The organism is Pelodictyon luteolum DSM 273, assembly GCF_000012485.1.
In the GTDB taxonomy this organism is placed as follows: Bacteria; Bacteroidota; Chlorobiia; order Chlorobiales; family Chlorobiaceae; genus Chlorobium; species Chlorobium luteolum.
The window spans coordinates 683,430-701,337 of the sequence record NC_007512.1; the positions used below are offsets into that span (position 1 = coordinate 683,430).

Consider the following 17,908-nt stretch of genomic DNA (forward strand, 5'->3'; position numbering starts at 1 on the left):
TTTATCTTTGTCATTTTACACCTTCTCCCCTATGTCCATGAAACGGTGTCCCGTCACGAAGCTTCCCGTTACTGAGAGCCCCAGGTGGCAGGTTGAGCATCCGGAGCCCGGATACCGGGTTTTTTTCGAGGTTATCGGCCCCGACATCATTCACGCAAAGGTTGTCGGTGATGAGCCTACCTATCTGGATTATATCGACGTAGACGTTTTCCAGAACATATGCGAGGAAATGCAGCTCAATGGCCGGAAGGTTTTTGTGGTGGTCGACTATGATCCGATCAATGAGGTCCGCCTGAGCTATAAGAGGGACTTCGGGAACCTGTTCTACAACTGGGGACCCTGGATCGCTGTTCTTGTTGTCTACAATGTCCGCCCTGCAATCACGGCCCACATGCTCGGTCTCGGTGCGCTCTGTCCTGCCCGTTCCGAGGCGCTCATTGTCGGCAGCTACAGGGAGGCTATGGAGCACATCGCCGACTACAAGCGCAGGTATGGTCCTGCAGATGTTCCCGAGCCGCCTGTTGCGGATTCGGTTGAGGATATTGCGGGCCGTTTTTTTGCCGCCGTTTCGCGTATCTCATGGCTCGACATGCTTGATCAGCCGGTCACTGCTCCCCCCGAGGAAAACGAATTCCGGTTGTTTTTTACGGCACTCGATGAACTGCGCAGGGACCTCCTGGTTCGCGAAGAGGAGCATCAGGAGAAGCTCCGGAAACTGCGTGAGGAGTACAGGCGGCGTGAAGAGGAGTGCCGGATCCAGATCAACCTCCGCCAGGACCTGAGTCGCAGGGACGCGGAGCAGTATGAGGCTGAGCTGTACCGGTTGCGGAACATTCTTTCTGCAAAAGAGGATGAACTCGCCGGCGTGGCCGGTATGTTCGACTCGAAGATCTCGTCACTTGTAAAGCTTTGTCAGGAGATTGACCGGGTTGATGCCACCGCCGAGCTGCGTGAGACCATCTCAACCCTCTGCCACAAAATCTCCCTCCGAAAGAATGCCGAAATTGAGCTCAGCACCGAGCTGACTGATGCGGACGCATGTTTTCTCGCTGCACTGCAGGACCGCCATCCCGGCCTGAACGAGCGTGAGCGGCGGCTGAGCCTTTTCATAAAGCTGAACTATGCGACGAAGGACATCGCCCGTTCGGCAGGCATATCGCTCCGCGGGATGGAGAACATCCGCTACCGTCTCCATAAAAAGCTCGGGCTCCAGCCACACCAGTCGCTTAAGAATTATTTTTCGATGCTGGCCTCCGAGGCCTGCCTTGGGTAAGGATCTTCCTTGCGGCATCTGCGATCCGTGAGGCAGCCCCTGCCTGGCTGTGAATGAACCCGTATGCCGCTTTTCCCGCTTTTTCGGCTTCCCGGGATCCGTCGACGAGCCGCCGGAGGACGGCACCGAGTTCCTCACTGTTCCGGATGGTGTATGCCCCGCCCGCTTCAAGCAGGCCTTCGGCTTCCGGCGAGTTATGGTGGCGCGGGCCAAAGATGACCGGGATGCCGTAGACGGCCGGTTCGAGGGTATTGTGCACGTTGACGCCGAATCCGCCTCCGACATAGGCCATGGAGGCAACGGAGTACAGTTCCACCAGATAGCCGGTTTCATCGATGACCAGCACCTCCCTTGATGCATCGAAGGACGCATCAAGCTGCCTCACCCTTCTCCATCCTATCTGCAGCCGTTCGAGTTCACGTCCGATGCGGAGGATGTTCTCCGGGCCTACCTTGTGGGGTACGAGCACCAGTGATGGCCTGCTGGCAAGTTCCAGCCAGGCCCCGAGCAGCACCTCTTCATCCTTTTCCCACACGCTTCCTGCAACAAGTACCGGCCGCTGCTTGAAGAACGCTGCGATGTGGCCGACCCGTTCACTGTTCCGGCTGCGCTGGATGACCTGATCGATCCTCGGCTCGCCGGCACGTTCGGCCGCCCTGCACCCGAACACATCCCTGAATGCCCGTGCGTCTTTTTCTGCAACGGTGAAGATATGGTCGAACAGCTGAAAGAGAGGTCGGTAGAAGGCTTTCAGTACCGGATTGAAGTAGGAGGAACCTTCCTGCAGCACTGCGGCGGCCAGGATCATCCCGGCGCCGCGGCGTTTCAGGGCCAGAAGGTGGCTCGGCCAGAAGTCGTAGCGCATGAGCATGAAGAGGTCCGGCCGGACAAGCTCTGCCGTTTTACGGGCATTGGCCGGCGTGTCGAGCGGAAGGTAGAAGACGGCATCGGCGTCGGGGTAGTCTTTGCGGGCTTCATAGCCGGAATCGGAGAGGAAGGAGACAAATACCGCGAGACCGGGAACGCTCTCCTTCAGGAGGGTGATGAGCGGACGGGCCTGCTCGAACTCCCCGACCGACGCGGCATGGACCCAGAGCCGGGGCCTTCCCTCTGCTACATTCCGGCTCTTTTCCTCAAGCTCAGGGAACACGCCCCGGCGGGCGGCGAAGAACTTCCGGAGTCCGGGGCTGAAGGGTCCGGCAGCTTTCAGGACTGCGGCGACGGCGGGAACAAGAAGGGTATAAATGGAGACCGGGCCAGGTGTCATGGGGCGCAAAGGGCTCGGAGGAGCGCAATGTTCGGGGCGGTGAGGTTGTTTCATTCTCAAACTTAAGAAAAAAGTAGATAGAGGGGTATGAAATACTATGCGGTAATGGTAGATTTAATTCGTAGTATTGCATCGCATTGACCGCGTGGTGGATATGCCGAGAAAGAGCAGGTGTCGTGTGCTTCAGTTATTACGATGATTGTGGCCCCGGATGCAGCAGTTGCTGCAGGGGTGAGACTTCTTCCTTCATTTCAGTGCTTTCCTGCATTGTTGCCACACCTCAATGGACCCAAGAGAGGTATTGCAAACAATTTACTACACAGGACATCACAGCATGAGTGCAGAAACACCAGAACCCATCAGGAATTTTACCGACCTCAACCTAAGCGAGCCCATTATGCGGGCACTGAAGGAAGTCGGCTACGAAACTCCTACACCGATACAGGCCCGTACCATACCGCTGATGCTTGAAGGACGCGATGTCCTTGGACAGGCACAGACCGGTACCGGCAAAACAGCGGCATTCGCCCTTCCCATTCTTTCGGGCATCGACCTTTCCTTAACGGATCCTCAGGTACTGGTGCTCGCACCGACCCGTGAACTGGCCATCCAGGTTGCCGAGGCGTTCCACAAGTATGCCGAATACCTCAAGGGGTTCCACGTACTGCCCATCTACGGCGGGCAGGATTACGGCGGGCAGCTCCGCATGCTCAAGCGCGGCGTGCATGTCGTCGTCGGTACCCCCGGCCGCGTCATGGATCACATGCGCAGAGGCTCACTGAACCTTGATTCCCTGCAGTGCCTCGTGCTTGACGAGGCCGATGAGATGCTCCGGATGGGCTTCATCGATGATGTGGAGTGGATTCTCGGCGAGACTCCAAAAGAGCGTCAGGTCGCACTCTTCTCGGCAACGATGCCGGCACCGATCCGCCGCATCGCACAGAAATATCTGAACAGCCCCGCTGAAGTGACCATCGAGGGCAAGACGACCACCGTTGAAACCATCCGCCAGCGTTATTGGATCGTCGGCGGCAGCCACAAGCTCGACATTCTGACCCGCATTCTCGAAGTGGAGCCGTTCGAGGGCATGCTCATTTTCGTACGGACGAAGACGATGACCCTGGAACTTGCCGAAAAACTTCAGGCCCGCGGCTATGCCGCAGCCGCCCTCAACGGCGATATGGTGCAGAACCAGCGCGAGCGGACCGTCGACCAGCTGAAAGACGGCTCACTGAATATCGTCATCGCCACTGACGTGGCAGCCAGAGGTCTTGACGTTGAGCGTATCAGCCATGTCATCAATTATGATGTTCCTTACGACACCGAGTCCTACGTGCACCGCATCGGCCGGACCGGCCGTGCCGGCAGGAGCGGCGAGGCCATCCTCTTTGTCGCCCCGAGGGAGAAGAACATGCTCTACGCCATTGAAAAGGCGACCCGCAAGCGTATCGAGCTGATGGAGCTTCCCTCGACGGAGATCATCAACGACAAGCGTATCGAAAAGTTCAAGCAGCGCATCAGCGACACCATCGCCGCTGAAGACCTTGGGTTCTTCACCCGCCTCATCGAGCAGTACTGCCATGAGCATGATGTGTCGGAACTCGAGGCAGCCGCCGCACTGGCCGCCATGGTACAGGGAGACACTCCGCTCCTCTTTTCTGCGAAGCCTGAAAAGCAGGTGCGCCGTGAAGAGCGGGACCGTCCTTCTGACGAGGCTCCGTTCCGCAAAAAGCCACGCCGCGATGATATGTACGGTGACGAAAAGCGGGAGGTATACCGTATCGAGGTCGGCAGCGAGCACGGCGTACAGGCCGGAAACATTCTCGGCGCCATCATCAACGAGATCGGGCTTGACCCCGAAGCGATCGGGCGCATCTCCATTTCCGATGCGTTCTCGACGGTGGAGCTGCCGGCCGGCATGCCCAACGATATCTTCCAGGAACTTCGCAAGGTTCGTGTCTGCGGACGCCAGCTCAGGGTGTCGAAAATGGAGGGCGGCCAGGGCGGCGGTTCTCCTTACGGCGGCAAAGGGGCGAAACGGCCGGCACGGCCATCCGGAAAGGACGGCGGCTTCTTCACCGGACCGAAAAAGAAGCGCAAGGGCTGAATGCTTCAGCCCTTGACTGCAGCTCATGCGGCGAAACGGTTGAACAGGGGAATGTAGCCTTACATGGAAATCGAGTTCTACGGCGCCACGGAGCGGGTGACCGGTTCCTGCCATATCCTCAGGGTCGGTCGGTTCACCGTCCTTCTTGACTGTGGCCTCATACAGGGGTCGGATGTCGAGGAGGCGCTGAACCGGGCGCCCTTCGCCTTTGATCCGGAGAGGGTCGAAGCCATGATCCTCAGTCACGGACATATCGACCACTCCGGCCGCATCCCTCTGCTCGTAAAGCGCGGGTTCACGGGACCGGTGTTCACCGGGGATGCAACGGCGGATCTCGCCCGCGTTCTCCTGCTTGACAGCGCATCTCTGGCAGAACGCGATGCCCTCGATCGCCGAAAACACCCGCGTACAGCCGCCGACCGGCACGCTGAACCGCTCTACACCCGGGATGATGCTGTCCGTGCACTCAATTCCTTCAAGCCTGTTCCATACGGCCGGCGCTTTCCGGTCGTACCCGGTCTTGAGGCCTGTTTCCGCGATGCCGGCCATATTCTCGGCTCGGCGGTCGTGGAGCTCTGGCTCACTGAAGGGGGCGTTTCCAGGAAGCTGGTGTTCAGCGGGGATCTCGGCCAGTACGGCAGTCCAATCCTGAACGATCCGGAGGCGGTCACGGATGCTGATGCCCTCATCATCGAAAGCACTTACGGGGACAGGCTCCACCGCGATTACGACCAGACCCTTCAGGAGCTCGGCGAAATCTTCAACAGTGCTTCTCGGGGCTCCGGGAACATCCTCATCCCCGCGTTTTCGATCGGGCGGAGCCAGGAGCTCCTCTACCTCTTTGCGCGCCATTATGAGGAGTGGGGGATGCAGCACTGGCAGGTCTACCTCGACAGTCCGATGGCTATCGAAGCGAGCATGATTTACTTGGGGTACCCTGAGTTGTTTGACCGCGAGGCGCTTGCTTCCAGGAACGACAAACGCCTGCTGCCCACCCTTAAAAACCTTCACTTCACCCCGAAGGTCGAGCAGTCGCAGGCCATCAACAAAGAACGGAGCGGCGCCATCATCATCGCCGGCAGCGGCATGTGCAACGGAGGCAGAATCCTGCACCACCTGAAGCACAACATCTCGCGGCCCGAGTGCCATCTGCTCATTACGGGGTATCAGGCGGAGGGGACGCTCGGCCGACAGATTGTCGAGGGGGCAGCGGAGGTCGAGATTCACGGCCGGCATTACCCGGTGGCGGCGGCTGTGCATACCGTCGGGGGGCTCTCGGCCCACGGAGACCGTGAGGATATGCTGCGCTGGGTATCAGGGTTCAAAAGCTCGCCGCGTGTTTTCGTAGTGCATGGCGATCCGGCGGCGAAGGAGGCGTTCAGGAACTCGATCGAGGAACGACTGCAACTGACGGCCTCGATTCCCCGGCCCGGCGAAAGGTATGATTTCAGTTCATGATACAGATAGACAGTCTATAGCAATCCATTAACCACACAATGCCCGATTCATCAATCAGGGAGTTTATCCCGATCCTTCAGACCTCTATTGGTCCTGTCATCCTCATCTCCGGCATCGGCCTTCTGCTACTCACCATGACGAACCGCCTCGGGCGCATCATCGACCGCTCGCGGGCGCTCCTTGCCGGCCTTGACTCATCGGTTGAGCGGAGTGCCGATACCCTCAACCGCGAGCTCGACATTCTCTGGAAACGTGCCCGCTTCATAAGAATGGCCATCCTGCTCTCAACCCTTACCTGTCTCGGGGCTTCGGTGATGATCATGCTGCTGTTCTATTCGGTGCTGGCCAATATCGATACCACGATCCTGATTGCCGTGCTGTTTTTTTTCTGCATGGCATCGCTCTCGGTCTCGCTGGTGTATTTTATTTTCGATGTCAACCTCACCCTGACGGCGCTCAAGATCGAGCAGGAGATCCATCCGAAACTGCGATAAGGCGGGAACAGGGTGAATGCGGCAGGATTCGAACCTGCGACCCTCTGCTTAAAAGGCAGATGCTCTAACCAGCTGAGCTACGCATTCATGAAGCCGCACCATTCTTTGGGGCGGCTTTTTCCGTTGGTGGCCCCCTTTCCCCGCCAACCCACTTTTTTTTCGATAACACGCCTTCCTCCGGAATTGGTTCCCTGCAGCTTCTGAGGCGTTCCATCCGGTTATCCCCTCGGGTGGCAGGTCCGGTGCACCTCTTTGACGAACGTGCGGTCGATATGGGTATAGATCTGGGTGGCGACGATCGAGCTGTGTCCAAGCATCTCCTGCACGGCGCGCAGGTCTGCGCCCCCTTCGAGCAGGTGGGTGGCAAAGGTGTGGCGGAAGGTGTGCGGGCTGATGTTTTTCTCTATCCCCGCCAGGCGGGCGTACTCCTTCACCATGTTGTAGACCGCCATGCGTGTGAGCTTTCTGCCCCGGGCGTTGAGGAACAGGTGGTCAAGGGAGTTGCGGTTGGAGAGCTTCATGCGCAGTTCCTCCCGGTAGCGCCGGATCCAGGCGGCGGCGGCGTCCCCGATCGGCACGAGCCGCTCTTTCGAGCCTTTGCCGAAGATCCTGATGAAGCGTTCGTCAAGATAGAGGTTCTGCTGGGTCATATCCACCAGTTCAGTGACCCGGATTCCGGATGCGTAGAGAAGTTCGAGAATCGCCCTGTCCCGGAGCAGGAAGCGGCCGGGGGGAGACTGGAGCATGGGTGCTTCAAGCACCCGTTCGGTCTCCTGAAGGGTGAGGACGGCGGGGAGGTAGCGCGCTTGTTTCGGCTGGTGGAGGGTTTCGGCGGGGTTGGATGCGAGGCGGTGTTCATTGAAGAGGAAGCGGTGCAGCGAACGGATTGCCGAGACGTTTCGTGCAATGGAGCTCGGTTCCAGACCCGCCTGATGGAGTGCAAGGACGAAGTGGTTGATGCGTTCCGCCGTGATGGCCTCAAGCGGGACATCATCCTCCTGCATGGCAAGCAGGTAGCGGCCGAGATCGTTGCGGTAGGACTCTCTCGTGTTGCCGGCGAAGTTTCTCTCTATGAAGAGGTAGTCGAGGAATCCCTCAAGCACCCGGCTGTACGCAGCGTCCAGTTCCACCATGGACATCATCCTCCCTGTTTCCGCAGGAGGACTGCATAGCCGCCGTCAAATCCGGGTCTTGCGCCCGGGAGCGTAAGGATTCCGCCTTCGGGTGTGCGTTCAAGGCAGAAGGGCTCCGGCACCTTTCCTGTTGCCTGTTCGATTCTGAACGCCGGATGCTGCTGAAGGAATGCTTCCACCTGCAGCTGGTTTTCTTCGGGTTCCACCGAGCAGGTCGAGTAGAGGAGCAGGCCCCCTTCCGCAAGCAGTCCTGCGGCATGCCGGAGGATCTCCTCCTGGAGCCCGCTCAGTTCCCGGAGTTTTTCCGGACCGGTTTTCCAGCGCAGCTCCGCCCGCCGTCCGAGCACGCCGGTTCCGGTGCAGGGAGCGTCAACGAGAATGGCGTCCGGCTGGAACGGGGGCGTGAACTCCCGGGCATCTCCGGTCCGGGCCTCGATGATGGATATCCCGAGCGTATCGGCAAGGGCCTGGATTCGAAGGGTTTTCTGCGGGTAACGGTCAAGAGCGATGATTTCTCCCCGATTTCCCATCAGTTCGGCTGCGTGTGCCGCCTTGCCGCCGGGAGCCGCGCAGAGGTCTAGCACCTTCCAGTCGGGCTGGGGGTCGAGCAGCAGCACCGCAAGGGCCTGGGTCGGGTTCTGGACGGAGGCAAGTCCCTGCCTGAGGAGCGGCTCGAACAGGTGGAAATCAGCGGCAAGGCGGATGCCGGGGATTCCGCTCTCCTGCCACCCGGATTCTTCGCCCTCTGCGCCCTTGGCATTCGTCCCTTTCAGCGGGTTATGACGGATGCCGAAGAGCGGGTGTTCATTGTCATAGCGGAGCATCGATTCCGTCCGCTGTTCTCCGTAGTTCCCGATCCATCGCCGGACGAGCGGCTCCGGATGGGAATGGAGCACCGAGAGGCGTTCGGAGAGGGATGCATCCTTGAGCCACAGGTCGAGATGGACGGTTTCGGGCGAGATTTTCCGCAGGACGGCGTTCGTGAGTTTCGACATGCGCTCGCCCTTGTAGCGACGGGCAAGCCGGACACACTCGTTGACGGCGGCCCAGCGCGGCACACGGTCGAGAAAGAGCAGCTGCCATACGCCGAGGCGGAGGATGTTCAGGACGGCGGGGGAGGCCTTCTGGATGTCGTGGCTGTAAAATTTCGCAATGATGAAGTCGAGCTGGAGGCGCTGGCGGAGCACGCCGCTGGTGAGCGCGGTAGCCAGAGCCCGGTCAGGCCCTTTAAGGGATGATGCCTCCAGCAGTTCATGCAGAAGGGAATCGGAGTGGCGAGTGCCTGCCTCAAGCTGCTGCAGGATGTTGAAGGCTAGTTCCCGGGCTGATGTCATTGGTACTGATTAGGTGTTGCGGTGCGCGGTCTCTGTGGGGCCGCTTGTAAAATACTCTTTGCTGTTGTAGATTCATTGGACTAATGTTCTTTTCAAGTTTTTACGCTATCATCGAGAAAGGTGGAGGGACTGGCCCTGAGAAGCCTTGGCAACCGTCATTGACCGTCAGTGATTCAATGGATTGCATTGATTCATGTATTGAGGTAATGATTGGTGCCAATTCCATCCCGGTTGAAGGCCGGGAAAGATGAAGAGATACGACCCCCCCCCCGTTGCAGACGTACCCCGTATTTTTTCCTCCCGACTGATGGTGGCGCCAAAGGAGAACCATATCGCCTCCATGACAGACAAGAAGCCGACGCCATACCGTTTTGAGACCCTGCAGGTCCATGCCGGCCAAACGCCCGATCCCCTGACGCACTCCCGCGCCGTACCCATATACCAGACAACGGCCTATACTTTCGACAGCGCCCGGCACGGTGCGGATCTCTTTGCCCTGAAAGAGGCGGGCAACATCTATACCCGCCTCATGAACCCGACCACCGATGTTTTCGAGCAGCGGATGGCCGCACTTGAGGGCGGAAAAGCAGCGCTTGCCGTTTCCAGCGGCCATTCTGCGCAGTTCATCGCATTGACGAGCCTCTGCCAGGCGGGTGACAACATCGTCTCCTCCAGCTACCTTTACGGCGGCACCTACAACCAGTTCAAGGTCTCCTTCGCCCGCCTCGGCATCGGGGTGCACTTCACCCGGGGGCTTGAGGCGGAGGATTTCCGGCGGTGCATTGATGAAAACACCAAGGCGCTCTACCTTGAGTCGATCGGCAATCCTGCTTTCCATGTCCCCGATTTCGAGGCTGTTGCGGCTGTTGCAGACGAGCACGGCATCCCCCTCATCGTCGACAATACCTTCGGGTGCGGCGGCTGTCTCTGCCGTCCGCTCGAGCACGGGGCTTCGATTGTGACGGAGTCGGCCACCAAATGGATCGGCGGACACGGTACCTCGATGGGCGGGGTCATCGTCGACGGCGGCACCTTCGATTGGGGCAGCGGACGCTTCCCCATGCTCAGCGAGCCTTCAGAGGGCTACCACGGCCTCTGTTTCCATGAAACATTCGGGGATCTGGCTTTCATCGTGAAGGCGCGGGTGGAGGGGCTGCGCGATTTCGGGCCGGCCATCAGCCCGTTCAACTCGTTTCTCCTGCTGCAGGGCCTTGAAACCCTTTCGCTTCGGGTGGAGCGGCATCTCTCGAACACGATCGCCCTTGCCCGGTGGCTTCTGAGCCGCCCTGAGGTCGCATGGGTCAACTACCCGGGCCTCGAGTCGCATCCGACCCACAGGAATGCTGCCCGCTACCTCCGGAACGGGTTCGGCTGCGTACTCACCTTCGGCCTTAAGGGAGGCTATGAGCGGGCGGTGTCGTTCATCGATGGGGTACGGCTGGCAAGCCACGTGGCCAATGTGGGGGACGCCAAGACTCTCGTCATCCACCCCGCCTCCACCACCCATCAGCAGCTCTCAGTCGAAGAGCAGGCTTCAGCAGGCGTGACCCCCGACATGGTGCGGGTCTCTGTCGGACTTGAGCATATAGACGACATCCGTGAGGATTTCGAGCAGGCACTTAGAACACAGGCATGAACCGAGGCATGAAACCCATCAACGAACTTATTTCGCCCGATACGAAGCATTACTCCTTCACCGAACCCTTCCAGACAGAGCTTGGCGCCACGCTCCCTTCCGTGGAGGTGGCCTACCGCACCTGGGGGACCCTCAACGAGGCCCGCGACAACGTTATCCTCATCTGCCATGCACTGACAGGCTCGGCTGACGCCGACCAGTGGTGGGGAGGTCTGTTTGGCGAGGGATGCGGCTTTGACGCAACCCGGGACTTCATCATCTGCAGCAACGTGCTCGGCAGCTGCTACGGCACCACCGGGCCTCTCTCTCCCAATCCCGCGACCGGACGTCACTACGGTCCCGATTTCCCCTTGATCACCATCCGCGACATGGTCCACGTAGAGCGGCACCTGCTCCGGCATCTTGGCATTGAGCGCGTGAAGCTTGTTGTCGGGGCCTCGCTCGGCGGTATGCAGGTGCTTGAGTGGGGGGCGCTCTATCCGGAGGTTGCACTTGCGCTCATGCCGATGGGGATTTCAGGGCGGCATTCGGCATGGTGCATCGCCCAGAGCGAAGCCCAGCGGCAGGCCATCATGGCCGACGCGCTCTGGAAAGACGGGTGGTATGAAGAAGACGCCCCGCCGGCAAGGGGGCTCGGGGCTGCGCGTATGATGGCCATGTGCACCTACAGGAGCTTCCGGAACTTCGAGGAGAAGTTCGGAAGGCAGCGGCAGGAAGACGGCACCTTCAAGGCGGTCAGCTATATGCACCATCAGGGAGGGAGGCTTGTCGAGCGGTTTGACGCCAACACCTACATCACCCTGACCCGGGCCATGGACATGCATGACCTGGGACGGGGGAGGAGCGGTTACGAGGAGGCGGTGTGCGCGATGACCCAGCCCGTCGAGATTCTTTCCATCGATTCGGATGTGCTCTATCCGAAATCGGAGCAGCAGGAGCTTGCCTGCCTGCTTCCGAATTCAAAAATCCTTTACCTCGACGAACCTTACGGCCATGATGCTTTCCTGATCGATGTCGAACGGGTAAGCCGGATGGTGCGCGACTTTCTCCAGGCAATCAGCAGGAAGGGCTGATTTGGCTGAACCCTGTGTAGGGCACGAGCACCTCGGGCACCCGGATGCCGCCCTCCAGAGTCTGGTAGTGCTCGATGATGGAGACCATGAGCCGCGATGTCGCAAGGCCTGAGCCGTTCAGGGTATGCACGAATTCAGGTTTTGACTTCCCGTCCGCCTTGAAGCGGATGTTGGCGCGCCGGGCCTGGTAATCCTCGAAGTTCGAGCAGCTCGATGCTTCAAGGTACTTCCTTTCGGCCGGCGACCATACTTCAATGTCATAGCACTTCGCCGCATTGGCGCTGATGTCCCCGCTGCAGAGCAGGAGCACCCGGTAGGGTATTTCCAGCGCACAAAGAATTGCTTCGGCGTGGCCGCGGATGGTTTCAAGTGCCGCGTAGGACTCTTCGGGCCGGGTGAACTTCACCATCTCCACCTTGTTGAACTGGTGGACCCTGAGAAACCCTCTGGTGTCCTTGCCATAGCTGCCTGCTTCACGTCGGAAGCAGGCCGAATAGGCTGCGTAGGAGATAGGGAGGGCTTCGGCGGAGAGCATTTCGTCGCGGTGGAGATTCGTGACGGGTACTTCCGCGGTGGGGATGGCATACAGCTCATCCTCTTCCATGTGGTAGACCTGATCGGCGAACTTCGGCCACTGGCCTGTACCCCGAAGCGAGTCGCGGTTCACCAGAAAGGGCGGAAACACTTCGGTGTAGCCATGCTCTTCAGTGTGGCGGTCCAGCATGAAGTTGATGAGCGCCCGTTCCAGCCGGGCACCTTTGCCTACATAGACGGGGAAGCCGGCTCCGGTGACTTTCGCGCCGCGCTCAAAATCAAGGATGCCGAGCGCCTTTCCAAGCTCGAGATGGTTTTTCACATCGAACTCCAGCGGGTGCGGGAAGTGCACCGGCTCGCCGAAGACCAGGTTGTCTTCGGCCGTCCGGCCGACAGGCACGGAGGGGTCGAGGCGGTTCGGGAGGGCAAGGAGGATCTCCTCCATCTCCATGTTGAGGGCTGAGAGCCTGCTGTCGAGCCCGGCAATCTCCTCTCCGACAGCCTGCATGTCCGCAATCAACTGGTCGGCTGAACCGCTGCCGCTTTTCTTGAGTTCGGCGATCTCTTTCGACCGGGTGTTCCGGAGCGCTTTCAGCTCGTCGGTCTTCTGCACCAGAGTCCTGCGTTCCGTATCGATAAAGAGCAGCCTCTGAAGTTTCGGTTCATCCCCCTGGAGCTGCCGGTCATGCAGCATTGTAGCGACCTCTTCCGGGTTCTGGCGTATATAGTTGATGTCGAGCATGATCGGTATGGTATCTGAAAGTGGTAATTAGGAGAGGAGCGCTTTGACCGCCTGCTGGACCGCCGTGCCGTCGGCCTTGCCCTTGAGGGCTTTCATGGACTCACCCATGACCCGTCCCATGTCTTTCATCGAGGCGGCGCCTGATTTTGTGATGACCTCACGGACCACGGCCTCGATCTCCTCCTGGCTGGCCGGTGCGGGCAGGTACTCTTCAATGACCTTCAGCTCCGCCTGCTCGTTTTCTGCCAAATCCGGCCTTCCGCCCTGGGTGAACTGCTCCATGGCGTCGCGGCGTCTTTTTGCGAGGCTCGAGAGCACATCCATCTCCTGGTCCAGGCTGAGTTCGGCTTTACCGCCGACCCGTATGGAGACCTCCTTTTCAAGCAGTGTGGCCCGGATGGAGCGGATGGCGTTCAGCCGGGTCTTGTCCCCGCTTTTCATGGAGGCTTTCAGGTCGGCGTCTATCTGTTCTTTCAGGCTCATGGTCGTATGGTGTCTAGTCTGTTGGCGGTAAGTTGAAGAAAATAAGGCAAAAACCGGAGCTTTCCCAGATGCTGCCGATTCTATTTCCATTCCTCATTCATTGATGTCGCCCGCGACAGGGCGGAACACCAGTTCCTCCACCACGGTGCGTGCAGGCAGAAGATAGGCATCGACCACCGGCCCTGAAATATCTTCGGGCATCATCATCACCTCTCGCATAGCATCATCGACCTCTCCCCACATCGGAGTAAGGACAGCGCCCGGCATGACGTTCGTTACCCGGACCCCGCAGGTTCTGGCATAAAGACGCACCGATTCGACGAGCCCTTTCTGCGCGAACTTCGTCATCGAGTAGACGGAGGACGAGGGGAATGCTTTTTCTGCGGCGACGGAGGTGATGAAGAAGAGGTGGCCCGAACGCTGGCACTGCATGTGCCTGAACACCTTCTGGGTAAGAAAGAAGGTGCCTTTCATATTGACTGCGGCCATCCTGTCGTACTCTTTTTCGGTGATCTCGCCGATTGGTTTGAAGGTGCCGACGCCGGCGTTGTTGACGAGGCAGTCGATACGGCCGTGGCGTTCCATGACGCTCTCTACCAGACCCTCCAGCGCTGCAATGTCGGCGATGTCCACCACCGCAGTTTCGGCTTCAGCTCCGGCATTCCTGCAGAGCACGGCAAGCGGCTCAAGATCGGCCGCTGTCCGTGAGACGAGAATGAGCATAGGATTGAACTCCGGGTTCCGCTGGTGCGCGTATGCGAAATCGAGGGCGATGGCCCGGCCGATGCCTTTTCCTGCTCCGGTGATGATGATTATGTGCTGCATACTATAAGTGGTTTCAGTGTTGTATATATGTTTCCGTATGGTCGAATTTCGGTTTCGGTGTAAAACCTGCTGATTAATCTGTATAATCGGTGCACAATGTCTGTATGGTATGGAAAGCCGGGGAAAAAATATATATATTCGGATATAAATAAAGACGCAACCGCATACCTCCATTCCGCGTTGCCGCGGTCTGAATAATGATAAATCAGTATGCTCGTTATGGCAAGAAGTAAAGTGAAATGGTTTGACGGAAAGAAGGGGTACGGTTTCATCCTGCACCCGGAAGGCGGGGAGGACATTTTTGTTCATTTTTCTGCAATAGAATCCGACCAGCCCTTCAAGGTCCTGAATCAAGACGCAGATGTCGATTTCGAAATCGACACGACACAGAAGGGTCTGCAGGCAAAAAACGTCCGTGAGCTGACTGTCGATGGATCGATTCCAGCTTTCACAGAGGGAACGGTTCCGCCCGTGGAGCCGCTCTTATAGGCCGTTCAGCCGAGCAGATTGCTTTCCCTGAAACTGAACCAGCTGGTTTTTCCTATGATGACGTGATCGAGCAGGTCGATCTGGATGACGGCGCTCGCCTGTTTGAGGAGCGTGGTCACCTGACGGTCGGCGTTGCTCGGCTCTGTGTCGCCTGATGGATGGTTATGGACCAGGATGATGGCGTGCGCGCTCTCACGGATGGCTGACTTGAACACTTCCCTCGGGTGTATGAGAGAGGCGTTGAGGGTGCCGACCGTTACCCGTACGCACTTGGTGACCTGATTTTTCGTGTTCAGATGGAGCACGAAGAGGTGTTCCTGCGTCTCATCGGGGATCCTGCCCGACATGTACTCGAACACATCTTTTGCTCCCTGTACCCGCCGGTTCGTGTTCCGGGTATGGTGCAGGCGGTTGTTGAGCTCAAAGATGGCCACAATCTGCATGGCTTTGGCCTGCCCGATCCCCGGCGTCTTCTGCAGCTCGCCGAGCGTCATCGATGCGAGTCGTTCAAGACCGTTTTCAGCGATGATGCGCTGGCAGGTGTCGACGATGTTCAGGTGTCGGGTGCCCGAACGCAGAACGAGAGCAAGAAGTTCGGCGCTGCTGAGGGCGGAGGGGCCACTTGAAAGAAAGCGTTCCCTTGGCCGGTTTTCCGGGTCGAGATCGTGGATGCGCATCTCTGTTGGATCATGGGGTGAAAGAGGACGCCCCGGTAATCCGGCGACCTTGCGCCATGGGGGATTGGATTCCGGCTGCGGGGGGGCCACGTCGGATATAATAGGATAATACGCAGAAAATAGGGGAGTGCCAAACTGAGGCCGGCAGGACAGCCGGCCTTCAGTGATTCTCTTCGGCGGCGGGCTTGGGTTCCGTTGCCTTAAGGGTGAAGAGGTGGTAGTTCATGCTGTCTTCGAGGGCGCGCAGACTTGCCTCGATGATGTTGGTCGATACACCGACGGTTCCCCATGTGGTCCGGCCGTTGCCGGTTTCGATGAGGACGCGGACCCTGGCGCTGGTGCCTCGTTTTTCTTCAAGCACCCGGACCTTGTAGTCGACGAGCTTGATGCCCTTTATTTCGGGGTAGAACCGGATAAGCGCCTTGCGCAGCGCCTTGTCGAGCGCGTTGACGGGGCCATCGCCCTCAGCGGCGATGTGCTCGATCTCCTCTCCCACCCGGACTTTCAGGACCGCCTGGTCGACATTGCGTCCACCGATGCCTGATTCGACATAGACCTTGCTTTCAATGACTTCAAAGTAGGGGGTGAAGGTTCCGAGCTCTTTCTGCAGGATCAGTTCAAACGAGGCCTCGGCACCGTCGAACTGGTAGCCCCGGTGCTCAAGGTCCTTGACATGGTTGACGATTTTCCTTATCTGCTCGCCGCCTTCGGGTATGGAGATGCCGAGTTCCTGGGCCTTGTAGCGGATGTTGCTCTGGCCTGCAAGTTCCGAAACGAGGACCCGCTGGCGGTTGCCGACAAGCGCCGGATCGATGTGCTCATACAGCGAGCTCTCCTTCATGACGGCGCTGACATGGATGCCGCCCTTATGGGCGAATGCCGAACGGCCGACGTAGGGTGCTTTCGAGTCGGGAGGGAGGTTGAGGATCTCAAAGACGAAATTCGACAGCGAGGTCAATTGCGTGAGGTCTCTGACCGATGCACCGGTTTCGGGCAGCTTCAGAACGAGATTCGCAATGATGCTGATGATGTTGGCGTTGCCGCACCGTTCCCCGATTCCGTTGACGGTGCCCTGTACATGGATGGCGCCGGCCATGACGGCCGCAATCGAGTTTGCGACAGCAAGGTCGCCGTCATTGTGGCAGTGGATGCCGATGGCGATATCGGTGTGCTGGCGCACGTCCTCGATGATGGCCGTGATCTCATGCGGGAGCGATCCTCCGTTGGTGTCGCAGAGGACAAGCCTGCTTGCTCCACCCTCTTCAGCAGCCTTCAGCATGTCGAGTGCGAACTCTCGGTTGTCTTTCCATCCGTCGAAGAAGTGTTCGGCGTCGAAGAAGACTTCGCGGCCTGCATTCCGGAGGAAGGCTACCGAGTTTTTGATCAGCGCCCGGTTCTCTTCGTCGGAAATTCCAAGTCCTGTCTTCGAGTGAGCCTGCCAGGTCTTGCCGAAGATGGTGATTACCGGGGCACCGCAGCCGACAAGCCCGAGCAGGTTCGGGTCGGTTTCGATACGGTCGGAATATCGGGCTGTAGAGCCGAATGCCGCAAGCCTTGCGTGGCGCAGTTCCAGGTCCATGGCCCGCTTGAAGAACTCTTCGTCCTTCGGGTTGCTGCTTGGCCAGCCACCTTCGATGCAGTCCATGCCGAACTCGTCCAGCCGTCCAGCAATAAGGAGCTTGTCCTGCACGGAGAGGTTGATGTGTTCGCCCTGGGTCCCGTCGCGAAGCGTTGTGTCGTAGAGTTCTATCTTTTTCGTGCCGCCCTTCATGAATCGGTTCTGTTCATCAGGTTTTCCTGCCGTGCGTAGGCGAAGATGCCGCCTGCCTCGACGATGCTGAACACGTCGCCGAGCGGGTTGAGGGTGTAGGTTTTGCCTGCAGTGAGGTTTTCAAGCGTGTTGGCCTTGATGTCGATTTTGAGCTCGTCACCGGTTTTGACCACCTCGGCAAGATGTTCGGCAGTTTCGTAGGGGATGACGAATCCGCCATCGACGCAGTTGCGGAAGAAGATCCTTGCATAGGACTCGGCAACAATCGCCTTCACGCCGGCAACCTGCAGGGCGAAAGGAGCGTGCTCCCTCGACGAACCGCAGCCGAAGTTCTCGGCGGCGATGATGATGGTATAGTCGCTCTTGAAGCTGCCTTCACGGACGAAGGGGATGTTGCCCTCCGGCAGACCGGATTGGGCAGGAGGAACGCCGGAGAGGGCGTATTTGCCGTACAGCTTGACCTCTTCAGGATCAGAGAGGCTGTAGACGAGGTGCTCAGCCGGGATGATCTGGTCCGTGTCTATGTTTTTGCCGAGTACGAAGGCTTTTCCCTGTATGATGCTTTCCATGGTGTTAGTCAGGTTCAGGTTCTGTTCTGTTCGGTGTTCCGGA

The 17,908-nt window shown here is 58.8% G+C and carries 16 protein-coding genes, 1 tRNA gene and 1 riboswitch; of the genes, 7 read left to right on the forward strand and 10 right to left on the reverse strand.

The genetic code is table 11. The features are described from left to right. Nucleotides 1-31 precede the first annotated feature (31 nt). Nucleotides 32-1,273, forward strand: coding sequence for a helix-turn-helix transcriptional regulator (locus PLUT_RS03045; protein WP_011357343.1), 1,242 nt, complete (start codon nucleotides 32-34; stop codon nucleotides 1,271-1,273). On the opposite strand, the gene PLUT_RS03050 is transcribed toward PLUT_RS03045, so the two are convergent. Continuing rightward, nucleotides 1,227-2,540 carry a 3-deoxy-D-manno-octulosonic acid transferase gene (locus tag PLUT_RS03050; RefSeq protein WP_041463757.1) on the reverse strand — a complete coding sequence of 438 codons (1,314 nt, stop codon included), beginning with the start codon at nucleotides 2,538-2,540 and terminating at the stop codon, nucleotides 1,227-1,229. The two genes, PLUT_RS03045 and PLUT_RS03050, sit on opposite strands and share 47 nt — an antisense overlap. A 334-nt stretch (nucleotides 2,541-2,874) precedes the next feature. Here PLUT_RS03050 and PLUT_RS03055 point away from each other — a divergent pair, with 334 nt between their 5' ends. The 3 genes from PLUT_RS03055 to PLUT_RS03065 all read left to right on the forward strand — a co-directional run bounded on the left by PLUT_RS03055 (nucleotide 2,875) and on the right by PLUT_RS03065 (nucleotide 6,599). After that, a complete protein-coding gene (locus PLUT_RS03055; RefSeq protein WP_011357345.1) occupies nucleotides 2,875-4,647 on the forward strand; it encodes a DEAD/DEAH box helicase in 1,773 nt (590 codons plus the stop codon). 63 nt (nucleotides 4,648-4,710) lie between these two features. After that, complete coding sequence (locus PLUT_RS03060; RefSeq protein ID WP_011357346.1) at nucleotides 4,711-6,105, forward strand: MBL fold metallo-hydrolase RNA specificity domain-containing protein; 1,395 nt, start codon at nucleotides 4,711-4,713, stop codon at nucleotides 6,103-6,105. A gap of 38 nt (nucleotides 6,106-6,143) precedes the next feature. Further along, nucleotides 6,144-6,599 (forward strand): DUF2721 domain-containing protein, encoded by a 456-nt coding sequence (locus PLUT_RS03065; protein WP_011357347.1) that lies wholly within the window; start codon nucleotides 6,144-6,146, stop codon nucleotides 6,597-6,599. Nucleotides 6,600-6,612: 13 nt separating this feature from the next. On the opposite strand, the gene PLUT_RS03070 is transcribed toward PLUT_RS03065, so the two are convergent. The 3 genes from PLUT_RS03070 to rsmB form a co-directional block, all read right to left on the reverse strand. Then, nucleotides 6,613-6,686: transfer RNA gene (locus tag PLUT_RS03070), tRNA-Lys, on the reverse strand. Between the two features lie 131 nt (nucleotides 6,687-6,817). Then, entirely contained in the window at nucleotides 6,818-7,732 is a 915-nt protein-coding gene (gene xerD, locus PLUT_RS03075; RefSeq protein WP_041464017.1) for a site-specific tyrosine recombinase XerD, read from the reverse strand. A gap of 5 nt (nucleotides 7,733-7,737) precedes the next feature. Beyond that, nucleotides 7,738-9,066, reverse strand: a complete 1,329-nt coding sequence (gene rsmB / locus PLUT_RS03080) for a 16S rRNA (cytosine(967)-C(5))-methyltransferase RsmB (protein ID WP_011357349.1) — start codon at nucleotides 9,064-9,066, stop codon at nucleotides 7,738-7,740. 105 nt (nucleotides 9,067-9,171) lie between these two features. Next, nucleotides 9,172-9,320, forward strand: a riboswitch (SAM riboswitch). Between the two features lie 86 nt (nucleotides 9,321-9,406). Between rsmB and PLUT_RS03085 the strand changes: the two genes are divergently transcribed. Together PLUT_RS03085 and metX are read left to right on the forward strand one after the other, a co-directional pair. Beyond that, complete coding sequence (locus tag PLUT_RS03085; protein ID WP_011357350.1) at nucleotides 9,407-10,702, forward strand: O-acetylhomoserine aminocarboxypropyltransferase/cysteine synthase family protein; 1,296 nt, start codon at nucleotides 9,407-9,409, stop codon at nucleotides 10,700-10,702. An 8-nt stretch (nucleotides 10,703-10,710) separates the two neighbouring features. Then, nucleotides 10,711-11,775 (forward strand): homoserine O-acetyltransferase MetX, encoded by a 1,065-nt coding sequence (metX, locus tag PLUT_RS03090; RefSeq protein ID WP_041464018.1) that lies wholly within the window; start codon nucleotides 10,711-10,713, stop codon nucleotides 11,773-11,775. On the opposite strand, the gene serS is transcribed toward metX, so the two are convergent. From serS to PLUT_RS03105, 3 genes are all read right to left on the reverse strand, one after another. After that, entirely contained in the window at nucleotides 11,759-13,051 is a 1,293-nt protein-coding gene (serS, locus tag PLUT_RS03095) for a serine--tRNA ligase (RefSeq protein WP_011357352.1), read from the reverse strand. The two genes, metX and serS, sit on opposite strands and share 17 nt — an antisense overlap. A 27-nt stretch (nucleotides 13,052-13,078) precedes the next feature. Next, a complete protein-coding gene (locus PLUT_RS03100; RefSeq protein ID WP_011357353.1) occupies nucleotides 13,079-13,534 on the reverse strand; it encodes a GatB/YqeY domain-containing protein in 456 nt (151 codons plus the stop codon). A 93-nt stretch (nucleotides 13,535-13,627) separates the two neighbouring features. Next, nucleotides 13,628-14,359 carry an SDR family oxidoreductase gene (locus PLUT_RS03105; RefSeq protein WP_011357354.1) on the reverse strand — a complete coding sequence of 244 codons (732 nt, stop codon included), beginning with the start codon at nucleotides 14,357-14,359 and terminating at the stop codon, nucleotides 13,628-13,630. A gap of 219 nt (nucleotides 14,360-14,578) precedes the next feature. On the opposite strand from PLUT_RS03105, the gene PLUT_RS03110 reads away from it, so the two are divergent. After that, nucleotides 14,579-14,848: a cold-shock protein gene (locus tag PLUT_RS03110; RefSeq protein WP_011357355.1), complete on the forward strand. Its 270-nt coding sequence runs from the start codon at nucleotides 14,579-14,581 to the stop codon at nucleotides 14,846-14,848. A gap of 5 nt (nucleotides 14,849-14,853) precedes the next feature. On the opposite strand, the gene radC is transcribed toward PLUT_RS03110, so the two are convergent. From radC to PLUT_RS03125, 3 genes are all read right to left on the reverse strand, one after another. Further along, nucleotides 14,854-15,525 (reverse strand): RadC family protein, encoded by a 672-nt coding sequence (gene radC / locus PLUT_RS03115; RefSeq protein ID WP_011357356.1) that lies wholly within the window; start codon nucleotides 15,523-15,525, stop codon nucleotides 14,854-14,856. Between the two features lie 160 nt (nucleotides 15,526-15,685). After that, the gene (gene cimA, locus PLUT_RS03120) at nucleotides 15,686-17,296 is read right to left on the reverse strand and encodes a citramalate synthase (protein ID WP_011357357.1); all 1,611 of its coding nucleotides are present in this window, start codon (nucleotides 17,294-17,296) and stop codon (nucleotides 15,686-15,688) included. Continuing rightward, a complete protein-coding gene (locus PLUT_RS03125; RefSeq protein ID WP_011357358.1) occupies nucleotides 17,293-17,865 on the reverse strand; it encodes a 3-isopropylmalate dehydratase small subunit in 573 nt (190 codons plus the stop codon). The genes cimA and PLUT_RS03125 overlap by 4 nt, the downstream gene beginning before the upstream one ends. Between the last annotated feature and the right edge of the window lie 43 nt (nucleotides 17,866-17,908).